Here is an 18,312-nt window from a genome sequence, read left to right as displayed (position 1 = left end):
GGTGACTCCCGAACAGCTCTCTGCTGCCATCCGCACCGCCCTGACCGACGCCGTCGCCGCGGGCGACCTCGCCGTGGACGTGCCCGCGGAGGTCCGGGTGGAGCGACCGAGGAACCGCGACCACGGCGACTGGTCCACCAACGTCGCGCTCCAGCTGGCCAAGCTCGCGGGTATGCCGCCGCGCGACGTCGCGGCGCTGCTCGCCGACCGCCTGGGCCGGGTCGACGGGGTCAAGGCGGTCGACATCGCCGGGCCCGGGTTCCTCAACATCACCCTCGACGCGGCCTCGGCCGGTGAGCTGGCCCGCAGCATCGTGGAGGCGGGGGAGGCCTACGGCCGCAACGACTCCGAGGCCGGGCACGTCATCAACCTCGAGTTCATCTCGGCCAACCCGACCGGGCCGCTGCATCTCGGCCACACCCGTTGGGCGGCGCTCGGCGACGCCATGAGCCGACTGCTCAAGGCGTCCGGGGCCGACGTGACGACCGAGTACTACATCAACGACGCCGGCGCCCAGATGGACAAGTTCGCGGCGTCGGTGCTGGCCAGCGCCAAGGGTGAGCCCACCCCCGAGGGCGGCTACCCGGGTGCCTACGTCGACGACCTCGCCGCCCAGGCCCTCGCCGCCCGCCCGGACCTGCTCGACCTGCCTGCCGACGAGCAGCTGGCCGAGGCGCGCTCGCTCGCGTACGCCGCGCAGCTCAAGGACATCAAGGACACGCTCGCCGACTTCGGCGTGCACTTCGACGTGTGGTTCTCCGAGGAGCAGCTGCACGCGTCCGGTGCGGTCACCCAGGCGGTCGACCGGCTGCGCGCGCAGGGCCACGTCTTCGACGAGGACGGCGCCGTCTGGCTGCGCACGACCGACTTCACCGACGACCGCGACCGCGTGCTGATCCGCGCGAACGGCGAGCCGACGTACTTCGCGGCGGACGCGGCGTACTACCTGTCCAAGAAGGACCGCGGCTTCGACGAGAAGATCTACCTCCTCGGTGCCGACCACCACGGCTACATCAACCGGCTCAAGGCGATCGCGGCCTGCGCGGGCGACGACCCCGAGCACAACATCGAGGTCCAGATCGGTCAGCTGGTCAACCTCGGTGGCGCGAAGCTCTCCAAGCGGGCGGGCAACATCATCGAGCTGCGCGACCTCATCAACTGGATCGGCACCGACTCGATCCGGTACTCGCTGGCCCGCTACCCGGCCGACAGCCCGCTGTCGCTCGACGGCGAGGAGCTGCGCAAGCAGACCAACGACAACCCGGTCTTCTACGTCCAGTACGCCCACGCGCGGACCTCGAACGTGGCGCGGCTCGCGGGGGAGGACGGGGTGTCCCGTGTGGACGGCTTCCACCCGTCGCTGCTGTCCGACCCGACCGAGGCCTCGCTGCTGGCCATCCTCGGGGACTTCCCGCGGGTCGTGGCGCAGGCGGCCCACCTGCGTGAGCCGCACCGCGTCGCGCGCTACCTCGAGGACCTCGCCGGCCACTTCCACAAGTGGTACGACACCTGCCGCGTGCGGCCGATGACCGCCGACGAGGAGGTCACGGACCTGCACCGCAGCCGGCTGTGGCTCAACGACGCGACCCGCCAGGTCTTGGCCAACGGACTGGCGCTGCTGGGAGTCTCCGCACCAGACAGGATGTAGCCCATGCGCGCTCACGAGGCTGGTGCCCTCCACGCCGAGGGGTACGGCGGTCCGCCGCACTGGTTGCCCACCCCGGGCGACGTCAACGAGCTCATGCCCCAGCTGTGGCCGCAGACGGTGGCCCGCGACGAGCAGGGCCGGCTGACGGTCGGTGGGCTCGACGTGGTGAGCATCGCTCGCGAGTTCGGCACCGCGGCATACGTGCTCGACGAGGAGGACTTCCGCGCGCGGGCGCGGGCGTTCCGTGACGAGTTCGCCGAGCCGTTCGCCGAGCTCGGCGGGGTCGACGTCTACTACGCCGGCAAGGCGTTCCTGTGCACCGAGGTCGCGCGCTGGGTGGCGGACGAGGGGCTTTGCCTCGACGTCTGCTCCGGCGGCGAGCTCGCGGTCGCGCAGCGCGCCGGGTTCCCGGCGGAGCGGATCGGCCTGCACGGCAACAACAAGTCGCTCGCCGAGATCCGACAGGCGCTGGAGTACGGCGTCGGGCGGATCGTCGTGGACTCGTTCGAGGAGATCGAGCGCGTCGCCGCCGTGGCGACCGAGCTGGAGGTCCGCGCGCCGGTCATGGTGCGTGTGACGGTCGGCGTCGAGGCGCACACGCACGAGTTCATCGCCACGGCCCACGAGGACCAGAAGTTCGGGTTCTCGCTGGCCGGCGGCCGGGCCGCGGAGGCCGTCGCCCGGATCCTGGAGCACGACGGGACCCTCGACCTGCTCGGCCTGCACTCGCACATCGGCAGCCAGATCTTCGACACCAGCGGCTTCGAGGTGTCGGCCCGACGGCTCATCGGCCTGCACGCCGAGGTGGCGCGGGTCCACGGGGTGCACATGCCCGAGCTCGACCTCGGTGGCGGCTACGGCATCGCCTACACGTCGGAGCACACGCCGCTGCAGCCGCGCGAGCTCGGCGAGCAGATGGCCGACCTCGTGGCCCGTGAGCTCAAGACGGTCGGCGACGGGAGCCCCGACGTCCCCGCGCCGAAGATCTCGATCGAGCCCGGCCGGGCGATCGCCGGCCCGAGCACCTTCACCCTGTACGAGGTGGGGACGGTCAAGGACGTCGACCTCGGCGGGGGCCTCACGCGCACGTACGTCTCGGTCGACGGCGGCATGAGCGACAACATCCGCACCGCCCTCTACGACGCCGACTACTCGTGCACGCTGGCCAGCCGCCGGTCCGAGGCCGGGCCGCGGCTGGCGAGGGTGGTCGGCAGGCATTGCGAGAGCGGTGACATCGTCGTCATGGACGAGTACCTCCCGGACGACATCACGGCCGGCGACCTCGTCGCCGTCCCGGGGACCGGCGCGTACTGCCGCAGCATGGCCAGCCAGTACAACCACACGCCCCGGCCGCCGGTCGTGGCCGTCCGCGACGGACGGGCGCGGGTCCTCGTGCGGCGCGAGACCGTGGAGGATCTGCTGGCGCTCGATGTGGGCTGAGGAGATCTGGCGGCGGGACCGGCACGTTGCGCGAAGACGTCCGGATGACGGAACAATGAGCGTCCACAACGTGGTCACACGGCACGATGGCCGGACCGCAACCAAGCCCCCAGGGGCGCTGAGGAGCACGTCGTGAGTGACAGCCAGAAGGTGACGGCAGGGGAGCCCCTGCGGGTCGCCCTGCTCGGGTGTGGCGTGGTCGGGTCGTCCGTGGCCCGCCTGCTCACCGAGCACGCCGACGACCTCGCGGCCCGGGTGGGTCGCCCGCTCCAGCTCGTCGGCATCGCGGTGCGCCGCGCCGGTCGGGACCGCTCCGACCTGCCCGTGGACCCCGCGCTCTTCACGACCGACGCCGACGAGCTCGTCACCCGCGCCGACATCGTCATCGAGGTCATCGGCGGCATCGAGCCGGCCCGTGGCCTGATCGAGAAGGCGATGGCCCACGGCGCGTCCGTGGTCTCCGCCAACAAGGCCCTGCTCGCCGAGGCCGGGCCCGGCCTCTACGCCTCGGCCGCCCAGCACGGCGTGGACCTGTACTACGAGGCCGCCGTCGCGGGCGCCATACCGATCCTGCGGCCGATCCGGGAGTCCCTCGCGGGCGACGACGTGCGCAAGGTGCTCGGCATCGTCAACGGCACCACCAACTACGTCCTCGACAAGATGGACAGCACCGGTCAGGGGTTCGCCGAGGCGGTCGAGCAGGCGCAGGCCCTCGGGTACGCCGAGGCCGACCCGACCGCGGACGTCGAGGGGTTCGACGCGGCGGCCAAGGCCGCGATCCTCGCCTCGCTCGCCTTCCACACGCGGGTCTCGAGCGACCAGGTCTACCGCGAGGGCATCACCGAGGTGAGTGCTGCCGACGTGCAGGCCGCACGCGAGATGGACTGTGTCGTCAAGCTCCTCGCGATCTGCGAGCGCACCGAGGTCGCGGGTGAGGACGGGGAGCTGGCGCCTGGCGTCAGCGTCCGGGTGCACCCGGCGATGATCCCCCGGTCGCACCCGCTCGGCGGGGTGCGCGACGCCTTCAACGCGGTGTTCGTCGAGGCGGACGCAGCCGGGCAGCTGATGTTCTACGGCAAGGGCGCCGGTGGTGACCCGACCGCGAGCGCCGTCCTCGGTGACGTCGTCGCCGTGGCCCGGCACCGCGTCGGTGGCGGACGAGGTCCGGGGGAGTCCGCCTACGCGGACCTGCCCGTCCTCACGATGGGTCAGGCGCTGACGAGGTACCACATCAGCCTCGCCGTGGCCGACCGTCCCGGCGTCCTCGCCCAGGTGGCCACGGCGTTCGCGGCGCACGACGTGTCGATCGAGACCGTGCGCCAGAAGGTGGTCGTCGACGAGGAGGGCGGGGAGACCCGCGCCAGCCTCGTCGTGGTGACCCACACCGCCCCCGACGCCGCGCTGTCCGCCACGGTCGAGGCGCTCGCCGCGCTCGACACGGTGCACGAGGTCACGTCCGTGATGAGGGTGGAGGGAGCCTGATGCCGACGATGTGGAAGGGCGTCATCCGCGAGTACGCCGACCGCCTGCCGACGCTGGCCGGTGCCCCGGTCATCACGCTGCAGGAGGGTGGCACGCCGCTCATCCCGGCCGAGCACCTGTCCTCGCTCACCGGCGCGAACGTCTTCGTGAAGTACGAGGGCCTCAACCCCACCGGTTCGTTCAAGGACCGCGGCATGACGGCGGCGATCTCGGTCGCGGCCCGCAACGGTGCCAAGGCCGTGATCTGCGCGTCCACGGGCAACACCAGTGCCAGCGCGGCCGCCTATGCGACCAAGGCCGGTATGACGTGTGCGGTCCTCGTGCCCGACGGCAAGATCGCGATGGGCAAGCTCAGCCAGGCGATCGCCCACGGGGCGACGCTGCTGCAGGTCGACGGCAACTTCGACGACTGCCTGACGTTGGCCCGCAAGCTGGCCGAGGCGTACCCGGTCGAGCTGGTGAACTCCGTCAACCCGGCGCGCATCGAGGGCCAGAAGACGGCGTCGTTCGAGGTCGTCGACGCCCTCGGGGACGCCCCCGACATCCACTGCCTGCCCGTGGGCAACGCCGGCAACATCACGGCCTACTGGAAGGGCTACCGGGAGTACCACCGCGGGTCCGAGCAGCCCGGTCCGGCGAGAAGGCTGCCGCAGATGTGGGGCTTCCAGGCCGCCGGCGCCGCCCCCATCGTCCTGGGCCACCCGGTCGACGAGCCGGACACGATCGCGACCGCGATCCGGATCGGCAACCCCGCGTCGTGGAAGCAGGCCGAACAGGCGCGCGACGACTCCGGCGGCCGGATCGAGTCGGTCACCGACACGCAGATCCTGCACGCCCACCGGGTGCTGTCCGCGGAGGAGGGCATCTTCGTCGAGCCCGGGTCCGCCGCGTCCGTCGCGGGGCTGCTGCAGGCCGCCGAGGCCGGACAGGTGCCGGCCGGGGCGACCATCGTCTGCACCGTGACGGGTCACGGGCTCAAGGACCCGCAGTGGGCGCTGCGCAACGCCGACGGTTCCGACGTCACCCCGACGCGGGTGTCCGTGGACGCGTTCACCGCCGCCCAGGCGCTGGGGCTGGACGGCTGATGGGGGCTGCCCTGACGCCCGGGGCGGCAGTCGAGGTGCGGGTCCCGGCGAGCAGCGCGAACCTCGGGCCGGGGTTCGACTCCGTGGGGCTGGCCCTCGGCCTGTGGGACTCCTGCGTCGCGACGGTGACCGAGGAGGCGGGCCTGCGGATCGACGTGGAGGGGGAGGGGTCCGCCGACGTCCCGCGCGACGCCACCCACCTGGTCCACCGGTCGATGTTGCGCGCCTGGGAGGAGCTCGGCGTGGACGCCCCGGCCGGGCTTCACCTGGCCTGCCGCAACGAGGTGCCCCACGGCCGTGGCCTGGGCTCGTCGGCGACGGCCATCGTCACGGGAGTCGTTGCGGCACAAGGCCTGCACGACGTATGCCGCGAGCTCACCGATTCCCTCGACCTCGCCTTCACCAACACCCTGGCGGCTCGTCTGGAAGGGCACCCGGACAACTCGTCCGCGTCCGTCTACGGCGGCCTGACCCTGTCGTGGTCGGACGGCGACGGCGACGGCACGCACACCGTGCGCTTGTCCCTGCACCCCGACGTCCGGATCCGGGTGCTGGTGCCGGCGACCCAGCTCTCCACCGCCAAGGCCCGCTCGGTGCTGCCGACCCACGTGCGGCACGGCGACGCGGCCCTCAACTCCGCCCGGTCGGCCCTGCTGGTGCAGGCCCTCACCGCGCACCCGGAGCACCTGCTGGCGGGGACGAGGGAATGGCTCCACCAGGAGGCGCGGCGCGAGTCGTTCGGCGGCTCGATGGAGCTCGTCGACAGCCTCCGGGCCGCAGGGCACGCCGCGGTGATCTCGGGTGCCGGGCCCTCCGTCCTCGTGCTGTCCACGGTCGACGCGGTGGACGGGGTCGCGCCTCTGGTCGACGGGGCATGGCAGCTCCTCGACCCCGGCGTGCCGGACGAAGGAGCGCAGGTCAGGGCCCTGGCACCCTGACCGACAATCTGGACAGGCTGGACTTCCTGACCGGCCAACGGTGTTACATTGAGCACGCACCCGCCGCCGATGCCGCCTCTTCGCGGACCACCGTTCGGGTCGCACCCTCCACATGACGGCAGCGTTCGCTGCCTTGGCCTCACCGTGCTGCATGTGGCTCCACTGGTCGGCCCACTGCCGACCCAAGCACCGGCTCGGGATCTGAACCCGGCCGCATACGAGGGGGAAGGATCCTTCGTGACAGACACCACCACTCTCGGCACTGCGCCCGCGCAGGACGAGAAGCCGCGCCGTTCCGGTGCCCTGAGCACCATGAAGGTGGCGGAGCTCCAGGGCCTCGCCGCGAGCATGGGCATCGCCGGGACCGCGAAGATGCGCAAGGGCGACCTCGTCGCCGCGATCAAGGACCGTCAGTCCGGTGGCACCGCGCCGCGCCGCGACAGCGGTGCCGAGCGCCCGGCCGCGGACACCGCGTCGGCCGCCGCCGCCGTGACCGAGGCCCCACGGGCCGACGCGCGCCGTGAGGACACCCGGGGTCAGGCGCAGCGTGCCGACTCCTCGCGTGCCGACGCCGCGGGGGGCGATTCCCTGGGTGCCGATTCCCCGCGCACTGAGTCCCCGCGCGCCGAGGCGGAGCAGGCTCGCGCCGCACGCCAGCAGGCGCGCTCGGAGCGTTCTGCCCGTGCGGCCGAGCGCCGTGCCGAGCGCCCGCAGACCGAGCAGGCGACCGAGCGTTCCGGCTCCGACCGTGCCGGCTCCGACCGTGCCGGCTCCGACCGTGCCGCCTCGGAGCGCAGCGGCGCCGAGCGTGCCGGCTCCGACCGGGCCGCGACCGACCGGCAGCAGGACCGCGAGGACCGGCCCGAGCGCACGGACCGCCAGCAGCAGCGCGCCGACCGCGCCGACCGCCAGGCCTACCGGGCCGATCAGGCCGACCGTGCCGACCGTGCCGACCGTGCCGACCGTGCCGATCGCCAGGACCGGGGCGAGCGCCAGCAGGACCGCGACGACCGCCAGGACCGGAGCGAGCGCCAGCAGGACCGCGACGACCGCCAGCAGGGTGACCGGCAGCAGGGTGACCGGCAGCAGGGTGACCGGCAGCAGGGTGACCGGCAGAACACCCGCACCCAGCAGCAGGGCGACCAGAACCAGGGTGGTCAGAACCAAGGCGCTCAGGGCGGCCAGAACCAGGGCGGGTACGGCGACGACGACGGCGAGGGCCGTGGGCGCCGCCGCAACCGCAACCGCAGCCGCAACCGTGACAAGCGCACCCGCACCGACCGCCCCTACGGCAACGACTACGAGTCGGAGCCGCAGGTGGCCGAGGACGACGTCCTGATCCCCGTCGCGGGCATCCTCGACGTCCTGGAGAACTACGCCTTCGTGCGCACCTCGGGCTACCTGCCCGGGTCCAACGACGTCTACGTCCCGCTGGGCGCGGTGAAGAAGAACGGCATGCGCAAGGGCGACGCCGTCACCGGTGCGGTGAAGGCGCAGACCGAGGAGCAGCAGCAGAACCAGCGCCAGAAGTTCAACGCGCTGGTCCGCCTCGACACGGTCAACGGCATGACCCCCGACGAGGCCCGCAAGCGGGTCGAGTTCGGCAAGCTCACGCCGCTGTACCCGCAGGAGCGCCTGCGCCTGGAGACCGAGGCCGGCCTGCTCACCACGCGGGTCATCGACCTCGTCGCCCCGATCGGCAAGGGCCAGCGCGGTCTCATCGTGGCCCCGGCCAAGGCCGGCAAGACGATGGTCATGCAGGCCATCGCCAACGCCATCACGACGAACAACCCCGAGTGCCACCTCATGGTCGTCCTCGTGGACGAGCGTCCCGAGGAGGTCACCGACATGCAGCGCGCGGTGAAGGGTGAGGTCATCTCCTCGACCTTCGACCGTCCCGCGGAGGACCACACCACGGTGGCCGAGCTGGCCATCGAGCGCGCCAAGCGGTTGGTCGAGATGGGCCACGACGTGGTCGTGCTGCTCGACTCCATCACCAAGCTGGGTCGCGCGTACAACCTCGCGGCCCCGGCGAGCGGACGCATCCTGTCCGGTGGTGTGGACAGCGCCGCGCTGTACCCGCCGAAGAAGTTCTTCGGCGCCGCCCGCAACATCGAGGACGGCGGTTCGCTGACGATCCTCGCGACGGCGCTGGTGGAGACCGGGTCGCGCATGGACGAGGTGATCTTCGAGGAGTTCAAGGGCACCGGCAACATGGAGCTCAAGCTCGACCGGGGGCTGGCCAACCGCCGGATCTTCCCCGCGGTCGACATCAACAACTCCGGCACCCGCAAGGAGGAGATCCTCCTGTCCGGGGAGGAGCTCAAGATCATGTGGAAGCTGCGACGGGTGCTCGCAGCGCTCGACCAGCAGCAGGGGATCGAGCTCCTCATCGACCGGCTCAAGAAGACCAAGAGCAACGTCGAGTTCCTCATGCAGGTCCAGCAGAACTCCTCGCTCAAGCCGCAGGACGACGAGAACGCCTGACGGTCACGGCCCCTGGGGCCGCAGCGTGTGGAGCCCGGCACCGAGGTGGTGCCGGGCTCCGTCGTCGCCGGTGGAGCGCGTCACGGGTCACGAAGGGCCCCTCATTCATTCCGCGTACCCGGCGATTTCCCTGGTTGATGGAGGCGCCGAGTAAGCCGTTCGGCCGTATTTGCCATGGCAGGCCCATGGATGCCCGCCGACGCGAGCTGTTGGGGTCCGCACCCCATACATTTGATGTAATGCAACGTAGTGATCCAGGAATGGCGAAAGGACTAGCCGTGGCGGCAATGCCCGATGGGGCCCGTGTACTCATTGCTGACGACGACCCGGACATCCGTGACCTCGTGGAGTTCAAGCTCACGCAGTCGGGGTACGCCGTCGAGGCCGTGGGTGACGGACTGGCTGCCTGGGAGTCGTTCCAGGCACAGCGCCCGGCGCTCGTCATCCTCGACGTCATGATGCCCGGCCTGTCCGGCATCGACGTCCTGCGCAAGATCCGCGACAGCGAGAACGGCGCGGTGCCGGTCCTGCTGCTCAGTGCGAAGTCGCGCGACAGCGACGTCGACACCGGCTTCGCGGTGGGTGCGGACGACTACGTGATCAAGCCGTTCAGCCCACGGGAGCTCCTGCACCGGGTGAACGGCATGCTCTCCCGAGCGCGGTGACCACCCGCCAGCTCCTCCTCGGCATCGAGTTCCTGGTCCTCGTCGCCTGCGTGGGGCTCGCGCTCAGCGTCATCGTCTCGAAGGTGGTGCGGCTGACGCGGGAGAACCGTACGGCCATCGCCCTGTCGCCCGTCCGTGGAGCGCTCATCGAGCTCGCCGCGGGTGAGCCCGAGGGCCTCGCCGTGCTGCGCGGCGCTCGTGGTGAGACCGCGGACGCCATCGACGAGGCGGCCGTCCGCCTCCTGGCCAAGGTCCGCGGCGAACCGGCCACCCAGCTCGTCGCCGTCCTCGAGGACCACGGCGCGCTCGAGCGCGCCAAGGCCGACGCCTCGCACCGCTCGCCGGTCCGCCGCGCCCACGCCGTGCAGCTGCTCGGCCTCGCGCGCGTCGCCGACTCCACCCCCCTGATCTCCGAGGCGCTCGAGGACGAGGCGTCCGAGGTGCGCGCCAGTGCCGCGTATGCCGCGTCCTACCTCGCCGACCCGTGGCTCGCCGCGCCCCTGCTGCGGTCCGTGGGGGTGGGTGAGGGCATCCCCGCCGGCCTCGCCGCCGATGCGCTGCTCGAGATGGGGGTGGAGATCGTCCCCGTGCTGCGGGCCGCCATGCGGAACCCCGCGCCGCGCACCCGGATGGTCGCGGCCCACGTCGCGGGCGTCGGTACCTTCGTCCAGGCCCTCCCCGAGCTGCGGGAGCTCGTCGGTTCCGACCCCGACCTGACCGTGCGCGTCGAGTCGGCCGAGGCCCTCGGGCTGATCGGCCGTGACTCCGAGGTCGATCTGCTCGCGCGGCACACGGCCGTCGGTGTCGCCACCGACCTGCGCCGGGCCTGCGTCCGCGCCCTCGGTCGGATCGGCGCCGCCAACGCCCTGCCCACCCTCGTGGGCCTGCTGGACGACACCGACACCCGGCTGGCCGAGCTCGCGGCGCACGCCCTCGTCGAGCTCGGGGCGCCCGGCATGGAGACCCTCGAGGCCCGTCGTGCCGAGCCTGCTGCCGGCACCGCCCTCGTCCTCGCGGGGCTCAAGGCGGGCCGTTCGTGAACGGGTTCCTCGACGGCCTCCGGTCGGTCGTGCAGTGGCTCTACGACGTCACCGCCATCCCGATCCTCGTCTACTTCACGCTGATCAACCTGTCCTTCCTCGTGCTCATCGGCACGGCGGCCCTGCAGTTCCGCCGGTACCTGCGCATGCGCGACGCCTCGGTGGACACCCTCGGTGGTGAGCTCGCCCTCGGGGTCTCGGTCATCGTCCCGACCTACAACGAGGAGGTCGGCGTCGTGACGTCGACCAAGGCGATGCTCTCCCTGCGCTACCCGCGCCACGAGGTCGTCATCGTCGACGACGGCAGCACCGACAACACCTTCCCGCTGCTGCGCGAGGCCTTCGACCTCGTGGAGATCCCCCGTGAGGTCCCGCGCGACATCCCACTGCGGGCCCAGATCACCGAGGTGCACGTGCCCCGGGACGGGCACACGCGGCTCGTGGTCGTGCGCAAGACGAACTCGGGGCGGTCCGAGGCCATCAACGCCGGCATCAACGCGGCGATCGAGCCGCTGGTGGCCGTCATCGACGCCGACTCGATCCTGGAGCCCGACGCCCTCCTGCGTGTCAGCAAGCCCTTCACCGACGACCCCACCCGCATGGTCGCCACGGGTGGCACCATCCGCGCGGTCAACGGCAGCCGGGTCGTGTCCGGCCGTCTCGTGCGGCTGGCCATGCCCAAGCCGTGGCTGGCCCGGATCCAGGTCGTGGAGTACCTGCGGGCGTTCCTCATCGGGCGCACGGGCTGGTCGCGCCTGGGGATGCTCATCCTCATCAGCGGCGCGTTCGGCATGTTCCGGCGCGACGTCGTCGTCGAGGTCGGGGGACTGGACCCCGACAGCATCGGCGAGGACTTCGAGCTGATGCTGCACATCCACCGCCACATGATCGACACGAAGCGGGACTACCGCGTCGAGTTCGTCCCGGAGCCGGTCTGCTGGACCGAGGTGCCGTCGAGCTTCGCGGTGCTGGGTCGGCAGCGGCGGCGATGGCACCGGGGCCTGTGGGAGACCCTCTGGGCCTACCGCGGGATGATGTTCCGCCGTCGCTACGGACGCCTCGGCGCCCTCGCCCTGCCGTACTACTGGTTGTTCGAGCTGTTCGCCCCGCTGCTCGAGGCCTTCGGGATCATCGTCGTCGTCCTCGGACTGGCGCTGGGGATCGTCAACGTCCCCTACGCGATCCTGTTCATGCTCCTCGCCTACGGCCTCGCGATCCTCGTCACCCTGGCCGCGATGTCGGTCGAGGAGTGGGCCTTCCACCGCTACACCCGCTGGCGCGACCTGGTCACCACGTTGGCAGCGGCGGTCCTGGAGAACTTCGGGTACCGGCAGCTCACGGTCTTCTGGCGCCTGTCGGGTTGGTGGGCGAGCCTGCGCGGGAAGAAGCAGGTGTGGGGCGTCATGACGCGGACCGGCTTCGACGAGGTCCAGCCTTGAGCCGTCCGGCGCAGTGGTCGGTCTCGGCCCAGCTGCGCCTCCTCGTCATCACCATGCTCTGCATCGTCCCCGTCGTCGCCGGCGCCGCCCTGCTGACCGTGCGCTCCAACTCGCTGGACACGGCGCGCTCCAGCCAGGCGTTGTCGCCGGCCATCGATGCGACGAACGCCGTGCGCCAGACGATGACGGACGCCAACACGGCGTGGATCCGGCAGGTGGCTGGGACCTCGAACGACGAGGCCGCCGAGGTCCGTGCCGCCCTCACCACGATCGAGCAGCTCGTCGACCGCCAGCAGGCGGCCCTGTCCCGCGACGTGCTCCCACGCAGCGACCGCACGCGGTACCTCCAGCTGAGCCGCGACCAGGAGACGGCCGCCCAGGCCTGGTTCGACTGGATCGACCAGCCCGCGACGGGAACCGACGCCGCCGCGAGGACCGCGCTCCTGGCGGGTGCGGACCAGCGGTTCGACGCGTTCCGCGCCGTGTCGGCCACCCTCCAGTCCCAGCTCGGCGACCAGCGTGCGCAGACGCGCGAACGCATCGCCGGCGCGTTCAACCGCCTGCTCGCCCTCATGCTGCTGCTCACCGTGCTGTCGGTGGTGGGGGCGTACCTGATGTGGCGCACGATCGAGGGTTCGCTGTCGCGTCCCATCGTCCGGCTGCGCGGTGTGGTCGGCCGCCAGCGCGCCGGTGATGTGCTCGCCATGGCCGACGGCAGGGCCGGGGCGGCCGAGATCCGGGCGCTCGCCGACGACTTCAACGACCTGACGACGACCAACCGGGCGCTGCTGGAGGAGCAGGCCCAGGTCCTGCGCATGCACGAGCTGGTGCTGGACGTCGCCCAGATGGTCCGCAGCGCCGAGGACATCGAGGAGGTGCTGCGACTGGTCTGCTCCCACCTGGGCACCGAGATGCGCGCCGACCGGGTGCTCCTCTACACCCTGGGCGACGGCGAGGGCGGGGTCGACGAACGGGTCCAGTGGCACCGCGACGACCTGCCGCCACTGCCGCCCCTGCCGCCGTCCCTGGCCGGCAGCGTCCCCGACGTGAACCGCGAGCTGCGCCGCGAGGGGTCGGTCTTCGTCATCCGCGACCTGCTCGACCCCGAGGTCGCCCGCGACGAACGGGCGGCGGCGTTCCACCGGGCGACCGGGGCCCGCTCCCTCGTCATGGTGCCGGTCGGCGTGGGAGAGCGCGGGCTCGGTGTACTGGCCCTGATGACGGTGGACATCTACCGGCGCTGGCGGCGCTTCGAGATCCAGGCCGTCCAGCAGTGCGCCGGCTACCTGGCCCAGACGATCGCCCAGCTGCGCCTCAACGAGATGCAGCTCGAGCAGGTCCGCCGGCTCACCGAGCTCGACCGCCAGAAGACCGACTTCATGGCCACCGTGAGCCACGAGCTGAGGACGCCCCTGACGTCCATCAGCGGGTACCTCGAGCTGCTCGAGGACGGTGACTACGGCGGCCTCGAGCCCTCCCAGCAGTCGGCCCTGCGGGTCATCGGCCGCAACGCGTCCCGCCTGCGCGGGCTGATCGAGGACCTGCTGGTCCTGAACAAGATCGAGGCCTCGGGCCTGGAGTCCGACCCCGAGGACGTGCTCGTCAGCGACGTGGTCCGGGGGGTCACCGAGATGCTGCAGCCGGTCGCGGCCCGCGGGTCGGTGCGCCTCGTCGTCGACGACGTCGACCCCTGCCTCGAGGTGCACGTCGACCGCATCCAGCTCGAGCGCGCCCTGATCAACCTCGGCTCCAACGCGGTGAAGTTCACGCCCGCCGGTGGCGTCGCCACCATCACCACCCGGGCCGTGGGCAGGGAGGTGCAGATCAGCGTGGCCGACACGGGCATCGGCATCCCGGCCAAGGACCAGGCCCGGCTGTTCGACCGCTTCTTCCGGGCCTCGAACGCCAACGCCCAGGCGATCCCCGGGACCGGTCTCGGGCTGGCCATCGTCCGGGCGATCGTCGAGGGGCACGCGGGCACACTGGGCTTCGAGTCGACCGAGGGGGTGGGGACGACGATGACCATCACCCTCCCGCTGCTGGGCAAGCCCGCCCCGCCCCGCCGGATGGCCCCGCCGGCGCCGGTCTCCGCGCCTGCTTCGGTCCCCGTCACCGTGACCCCTCCCGGACCTGCCTCGGGGAATGAGCAGCAGGCCTCTGCCGTTTAGGAGATGTGCGCCGCTGTCTGGCACACTTGACCGCTGACCGGTTCACGGCAGCCAGGGCACTCCGCCCGGCCGACCCGGTCTCATGACTCAAGGAGCGCGAAGTGAAGAAGGACATCCACCCCGAGTACGTCGACACCACGGTGACCTGCACCTGTGGCAGCACGTTCACGACCAAGAGCACCGCCACCTCCGGCCAGATCCGCGCCGAGGTGTGCTCGCAGTGCCACCCGTTCTACACGGGCAAGCAGAAGATCCTCGACACCGGTGGTCGCGTGGCCCGCTTCGAGGCCCGCTACGGCAAGAAGGCCGTGGCCGAGAGCAAGTAGCTTTCCCGATGCGCCGGTCCTGACCCTCGTGGTCAGGGCCGGCGCATTGCTTTACCTGCCACCCCGCGCCGAGAACCACCCCGCGCCGAGAACCACCCACGCCCGACCCACGCCCGACCCACGCCCGACCCACGCCCGACCCAGGAGCCGTCATGTTGGAGTCCGCCGCAGCCCTCGTCCAGGAGCACGCCGACCTCGAGCAGCAGCTGGCCGACCCCGAGGTCTTCGGGGACCAGGACCTCGTCCGCCGGTTGAACAAGCGGTATGCCGCGCTGGGACCCACCGTCGCGGCCTACCACGCGTGGCACGCGGCGACCGATGACCTGGCCGCCGCTCGCGAGATGGCCAAGGAGGACGCCGAGTTCGCAGCCGAGGTGCCGTCCCTGGAAGCGACCCTCGAGGCCGCGGAGGACAAGCTGCGCCGCCTGCTGGTGCCCCGCGACCCCGACGACGACCGTGACGTGATCCTCGAGGTGAAGGCGGGGGAGGGTGGCGAGGAGTCGGCGCTGTTCGCGGGCGACCTGCTGCGGATGTACCTGCGCTACGCCGAGCGCCGTGGCTGGAAGACCGAGCTGATCGACGCCACCGAGTCCGACCTCGGCGGGTACAAGGACGTCCGGATGGCCGTCAAGGCCAAGGGGACGCCCGAGCCCGGTGACGCCCCGTGGGCGCGGCTCAAGTACGAGGGCGGGGTCCACCGGGTCCAGCGCGTCCCGGTCACCGAGAGCCAGGGTCGCATCCACACCTCGGCCGCCGGCGTCCTCGTGATGCCGGAGGCGGAGGAGGTCGAGGTCGTCATCGACACGAACGACCTTAAGATCGACGTCTACCGCAGCTCCGGCCCCGGCGGGCAGTCGGTCAACACCACCGACTCGGCCGTGCGCATCACGCACCTGCCGACCGGCACCGTCGTCTCCTGCCAGAACGAGAAGAGCCAGCTCCAGAACAAGGAGTCGGCGATGCGCGTCCTGCGGGCCCGCCTGCACCAGCTCGCCCAGGATGCCGCGGACGCCGAGGCCAGCGCCGCGCGTCGGAGCCAGATCCGCACCGTCGACCGCAGCGAGCGCATCCGCACCTACAACTACCCGGAGAACCGCCTCTCCGACCACCGCACCGGGTTCAAGTCCTACAACCTCGACACGGTCCTCGACGGTGAGCTCGACGCCGTCGTCCAGTCGGCGGTCGACGCCGACGAGGCGGCGCGCATGGCAGCGGTCGCCGAGGCGTCCTCGGGCTCGGGGAAGTGACCGACCAGCCCGGCGGCGGCCTGCGGGCAGCGGTCCGGGCGGCCGCAGCCAGGCTCGCGGAGGCCGGCGTGCCCTCCCCGGAGAACGATGCCCTCGCGCTGGCCGCGCACGTGCTCCGTCGCCCGGTGGGCGAGCTGCGCACCGCCATGGTGGTGGGTGCCGCAGCTCCCGACCCCGCGGCCTACGCACGGCTGGTCGAGCACCGGGCCGACAGGGTGCCCCTGCAGCACCTGACGGGGCGAGCGGCCTTCCGCCGCCTCGAGCTGTCGGTGGGACCGGGGGTGTTCACGCCGCGGCCCGAGACCGAGGTGGTCGCCGGGCTCGCGATCGACGCCGCGCTGGCCGTCGACGGCGCACCGGTGGTGGTCGACCTCTGCACGGGTTCGGGGGCGATCGCGCTCGCCGTCGCCGACGAGGTCCCGTCGGCGACCGTGTATGCCGTGGAGCTGGGCGAGGACGCGCACGCCTGGGCGGCGCGCAACGTCGTCGACTCCGGGCTCCCTGTCACCCTCGTGCACGGTGACGCGACGACGGCGTTCCCCGAGCTCGACGGGACCGTCGACGTCGTCGTGTCGAACCCGCCCTACATCCCGGTCGGCATGGTGCCGCTGGACCCCGAGGTCCGCGACCACGACCCGGAGCTCGCGCTGTACGGCGGCAGCGAGGACGGCCTGGCGATCCCGCTCGCGGTCGCGGCACGGGCCGCCGACCTGCTGCGGGCGGGCGGTGTCCTGGTCATGGAGCACGCCGACAGCCAGGGCGAGTCATTGCCTGCGGGGTTGCGCCGCAGCGGTCGGTGGAGCGAGGTCCGCGACGAGGTGGACCTCACCGGTCGCCCGCGGGCCACGGTCGCGGTCCGGCGCTGACGTCGGTCGCCGCGCGCCCTCAGGCGAGCGAGGCCGCGACGAGCGCGCCGGCCGCCTCCTTGGCGGCCCGGGGCGCCTCGGGCGCCGCGTCGAGGGTCCCGCTAGCCAGGCCGCCGTCGAGCAGGAGCGTCAACGACCGGGCCAGGGTGGTGGCGTCGCGCGCCCCGGCCCGGCGGGCGAGGTCCTCGACCCAGCTGAGGACCGAGGCCTTGTGGGCCACGGTGCGCTCGTGGACCGGGGTGCCCGGCTGCGACTCGGCGGCGGCGTTGATGAAGCCGCACCCGCGGTAGCCGTCCCGGCGGCAGGCGTTCTGCAGCGCGTCGAACAGCCCGACGAGCTGGTCGGCCGGGGCGGGGCCGGCGGCCTGCGCGGCCGCGTGGAGCTGACCGGACCAGACGCCGTCGACCTTGTCGAGGTAGGCCAGCACGAGGTCGTCCTTGGCGGGGAAGTGCTTGTAGAAGGTCGCCTTCGCCACCCCCGACTCGGCGATGATCAGGTCCACCCCGACCGCGCGGATCCCCCTGGCGTAGAAGAGCGCGAAGGCGGTCTCCAGGATGCGCTCGCGGGCAGGGCTGGGCCGCGCACCGGTGGCACGGGCGGTGCTCGCGTCGGTCTCCGTCGCGTCGGTCTCCGTCGCTGCTGCGGGGGAGGAGCTGGGGCTGGGCACGGGGTGGGCCTCCTCGGAAGGGCGTGCGAGCAGCATACCTTGGCAGTAGACAGATCTGTCTGCTACGTTTCCGTGCATTGGTAGACAGATCTGTCTACTCCTTCGACCCAGGAGCACACCATGAAGATCGCCGTCCTCGGAACCGGCACGGTCGGCCAGGCCCTTGCGGGGCGCCTGTCCGAGCTGGGCCACGACGTCGTCACCGGCACCCGCGACCCGCAGGCCACCCTCGCGCGGACCGAGCCCGACGGCATGGGCACCCTCCCGTATGCCGCCTGGGCCACCGAGCACCCGCAGGTCACCCTCGCGACCTTCGCGGACGCGGTCGTCGGCGCGGACGTCGTCGTCAACGCCACCGGAGGGGCCGCCGCCGTCCCGGCGCTGCAGGCTGCCGGTGCCGAGGCGCTCGCCGGCAAGGTCGTCCTCGACATCAGCAACCCGCTCGACTTCTCCCAGGGCTTCCCTCCCACCCTGTTCGTCAAGGACACCGACAGCCTCGGGGAGCAGATCCAGCGCGAGTTCCCGCAGGCCCGCGTCGTGAAGTCCCTCAACACGCTGACGGCCGAGCTCATGGTCCGCCCCGCGTCGCTCGGTGCGGAGTCCTCGGTGTTCCTCTCGGGCGACGACCAGGACGCCAAGGCCGTCGTGGCCGAGCTGCTCGAGAGCTTCGGGCACACCGACGTCATCGACCTCGGCGACATCTCCACCGCTCGGGGCACCGAGATGCTCCTCCCGGTCTGGCTGCGGCTCATGGGCGCGCTCGGCACCGGCATGTTCAACTTCAAGATCGTCCGCTGAGCGACCGGCGCGTCCG

Annotated in this window: 15 protein-coding genes; 14 read left to right on the top strand and 1 reads right to left on the bottom strand. The window is 71.9% G+C overall.

Features of this window, described 5'->3' with window-relative positions; translation table 11 throughout:
- The first annotated feature begins 1 nt into the window (after position 1).
- The 13 genes from argS to prmC all read left to right on the top strand — a co-directional run bounded on the left by argS (position 2) and on the right by prmC (position 16,831).
- Positions 2-1,648 (top strand): arginine--tRNA ligase, encoded by a 1,647-nt coding sequence (gene argS / locus ASC58_RS02745; RefSeq protein ID WP_056918264.1) that lies wholly within the window; start codon positions 2-4, stop codon positions 1,646-1,648.
- A gap of 3 nt (positions 1,649-1,651) precedes the next feature.
- On the top strand, positions 1,652-3,088 hold the full coding sequence (gene lysA, locus ASC58_RS02740) for a diaminopimelate decarboxylase (RefSeq protein WP_056918263.1): 1,437 nt from the start codon (positions 1,652-1,654) through the stop codon (positions 3,086-3,088).
- Between the two features lie 132 nt (positions 3,089-3,220).
- Positions 3,221-4,570 (top strand): homoserine dehydrogenase, encoded by a 1,350-nt coding sequence (locus ASC58_RS02735; protein ID WP_056915272.1) that lies wholly within the window; start codon positions 3,221-3,223, stop codon positions 4,568-4,570.
- Positions 4,570-5,655 carry a threonine synthase gene (gene thrC / locus ASC58_RS02730; protein WP_056915271.1) on the top strand — a complete coding sequence of 362 codons (1,086 nt, stop codon included), beginning with the start codon at positions 4,570-4,572 and terminating at the stop codon, positions 5,653-5,655. Before ASC58_RS02735 ends, thrC begins: the two co-directional genes overlap by 1 nt.
- Positions 5,655-6,593: a homoserine kinase gene (thrB, locus tag ASC58_RS02725; protein WP_056918262.1), complete on the top strand. Its 939-nt coding sequence runs from the start codon at positions 5,655-5,657 to the stop codon at positions 6,591-6,593. The genes thrC and thrB overlap by 1 nt, the downstream gene beginning before the upstream one ends.
- A 312-nt stretch (positions 6,594-6,905) precedes the next feature.
- A complete protein-coding gene (gene rho, locus ASC58_RS02720; protein WP_056918457.1) occupies positions 6,906-9,080 on the top strand; it encodes a transcription termination factor Rho in 2,175 nt (724 codons plus the stop codon).
- A gap of 287 nt (positions 9,081-9,367) precedes the next feature.
- On the top strand, positions 9,368-9,745 hold the full coding sequence (locus ASC58_RS02715) for a response regulator transcription factor (protein ID WP_056915269.1): 378 nt from the start codon (positions 9,368-9,370) through the stop codon (positions 9,743-9,745).
- Entirely contained in the window at positions 9,742-10,785 is a 1,044-nt protein-coding gene (locus tag ASC58_RS02710) for a HEAT repeat domain-containing protein (RefSeq protein WP_056918261.1), read from the top strand. Before ASC58_RS02715 ends, ASC58_RS02710 begins: the two co-directional genes overlap by 4 nt.
- Entirely contained in the window at positions 10,782-12,224 is a 1,443-nt protein-coding gene (locus ASC58_RS02705) for a glycosyltransferase (RefSeq protein ID WP_056918260.1), read from the top strand. Before ASC58_RS02710 ends, ASC58_RS02705 begins: the two co-directional genes overlap by 4 nt.
- Positions 12,221-14,392: a cell wall metabolism sensor histidine kinase WalK gene (locus ASC58_RS02700; RefSeq protein ID WP_056918259.1), complete on the top strand. Its 2,172-nt coding sequence runs from the start codon at positions 12,221-12,223 to the stop codon at positions 14,390-14,392. Before ASC58_RS02705 ends, ASC58_RS02700 begins: the two co-directional genes overlap by 4 nt.
- Positions 14,393-14,493: 101 nt before the next feature.
- The gene (rpmE, locus tag ASC58_RS02695; protein ID WP_056918258.1) at positions 14,494-14,718 is read left to right on the top strand and encodes a 50S ribosomal protein L31; all 225 of its coding nucleotides are present in this window, start codon (positions 14,494-14,496) and stop codon (positions 14,716-14,718) included.
- A gap of 152 nt (positions 14,719-14,870) precedes the next feature.
- On the top strand, positions 14,871-15,965 hold the full coding sequence (gene prfA / locus ASC58_RS02690) for a peptide chain release factor 1 (protein WP_056918257.1): 1,095 nt from the start codon (positions 14,871-14,873) through the stop codon (positions 15,963-15,965).
- Positions 15,962-16,831, top strand: a complete 870-nt coding sequence (gene prmC / locus ASC58_RS02685) for a peptide chain release factor N(5)-glutamine methyltransferase (RefSeq protein WP_082552856.1) — start codon at positions 15,962-15,964, stop codon at positions 16,829-16,831. Before prfA ends, prmC begins: the two co-directional genes overlap by 4 nt.
- Positions 16,832-16,850: 19 nt before the next feature.
- On the opposite strand, the gene ASC58_RS02680 is transcribed toward prmC, so the two are convergent.
- A complete protein-coding gene (locus ASC58_RS02680) occupies positions 16,851-17,498 on the bottom strand; it encodes a TetR/AcrR family transcriptional regulator (protein ID WP_235529061.1) in 648 nt (215 codons plus the stop codon).
- A 120-nt stretch (positions 17,499-17,618) separates the two neighbouring features.
- Here ASC58_RS02680 and ASC58_RS02675 point away from each other — a divergent pair, with 120 nt between their 5' ends.
- Complete coding sequence (locus ASC58_RS02675; protein WP_056918256.1) at positions 17,619-18,296, top strand: NADPH-dependent F420 reductase; 678 nt, start codon at positions 17,619-17,621, stop codon at positions 18,294-18,296.
- The last annotated feature ends 16 nt before the right edge of the window (positions 18,297-18,312 follow it).

This window comes from Phycicoccus sp. Root101 (assembly GCF_001426245.1).
Taxonomy (GTDB): domain Bacteria; phylum Actinomycetota; class Actinomycetes; order Actinomycetales; family Dermatophilaceae; genus Pedococcus.
The sequence above is the reverse complement of the archived record's forward strand: the minus strand, read 5'-3'. Positions and strand labels throughout refer to the sequence as shown.

Bases quoted from the DNA above. Each gene is read 5' to 3' on its own strand.
- thrB (WP_056918262.1), top strand. From the start codon at position 5,655: ATGGGGGCTGCCCTGACGCCCGGGGCGGCAGTCGAGGTGCGGGTCCCG.
- lysA (WP_056918263.1), top strand. From the start codon at position 1,652: ATGCGCGCTCACGAGGCTGGTGCCCTCCACGCCGAGGGGTACGGCGGT.
- ASC58_RS02715 (WP_056915269.1), top strand. From the start codon at position 9,368: ATGCCCGATGGGGCCCGTGTACTCATTGCTGACGACGACCCGGACATC.
- thrC (WP_056915271.1), top strand. From the start codon at position 4,570: ATGCCGACGATGTGGAAGGGCGTCATCCGCGAGTACGCCGACCGCCTG.
- ASC58_RS02675 (WP_056918256.1), top strand. From the start codon at position 17,619: ATGAAGATCGCCGTCCTCGGAACCGGCACGGTCGGCCAGGCCCTTGCG.
- rho (WP_056918457.1), top strand. From the start codon at position 6,906: ATGAAGGTGGCGGAGCTCCAGGGCCTCGCCGCGAGCATGGGCATCGCC.
- prfA (WP_056918257.1), top strand. From the start codon at position 14,871: ATGTTGGAGTCCGCCGCAGCCCTCGTCCAGGAGCACGCCGACCTCGAG.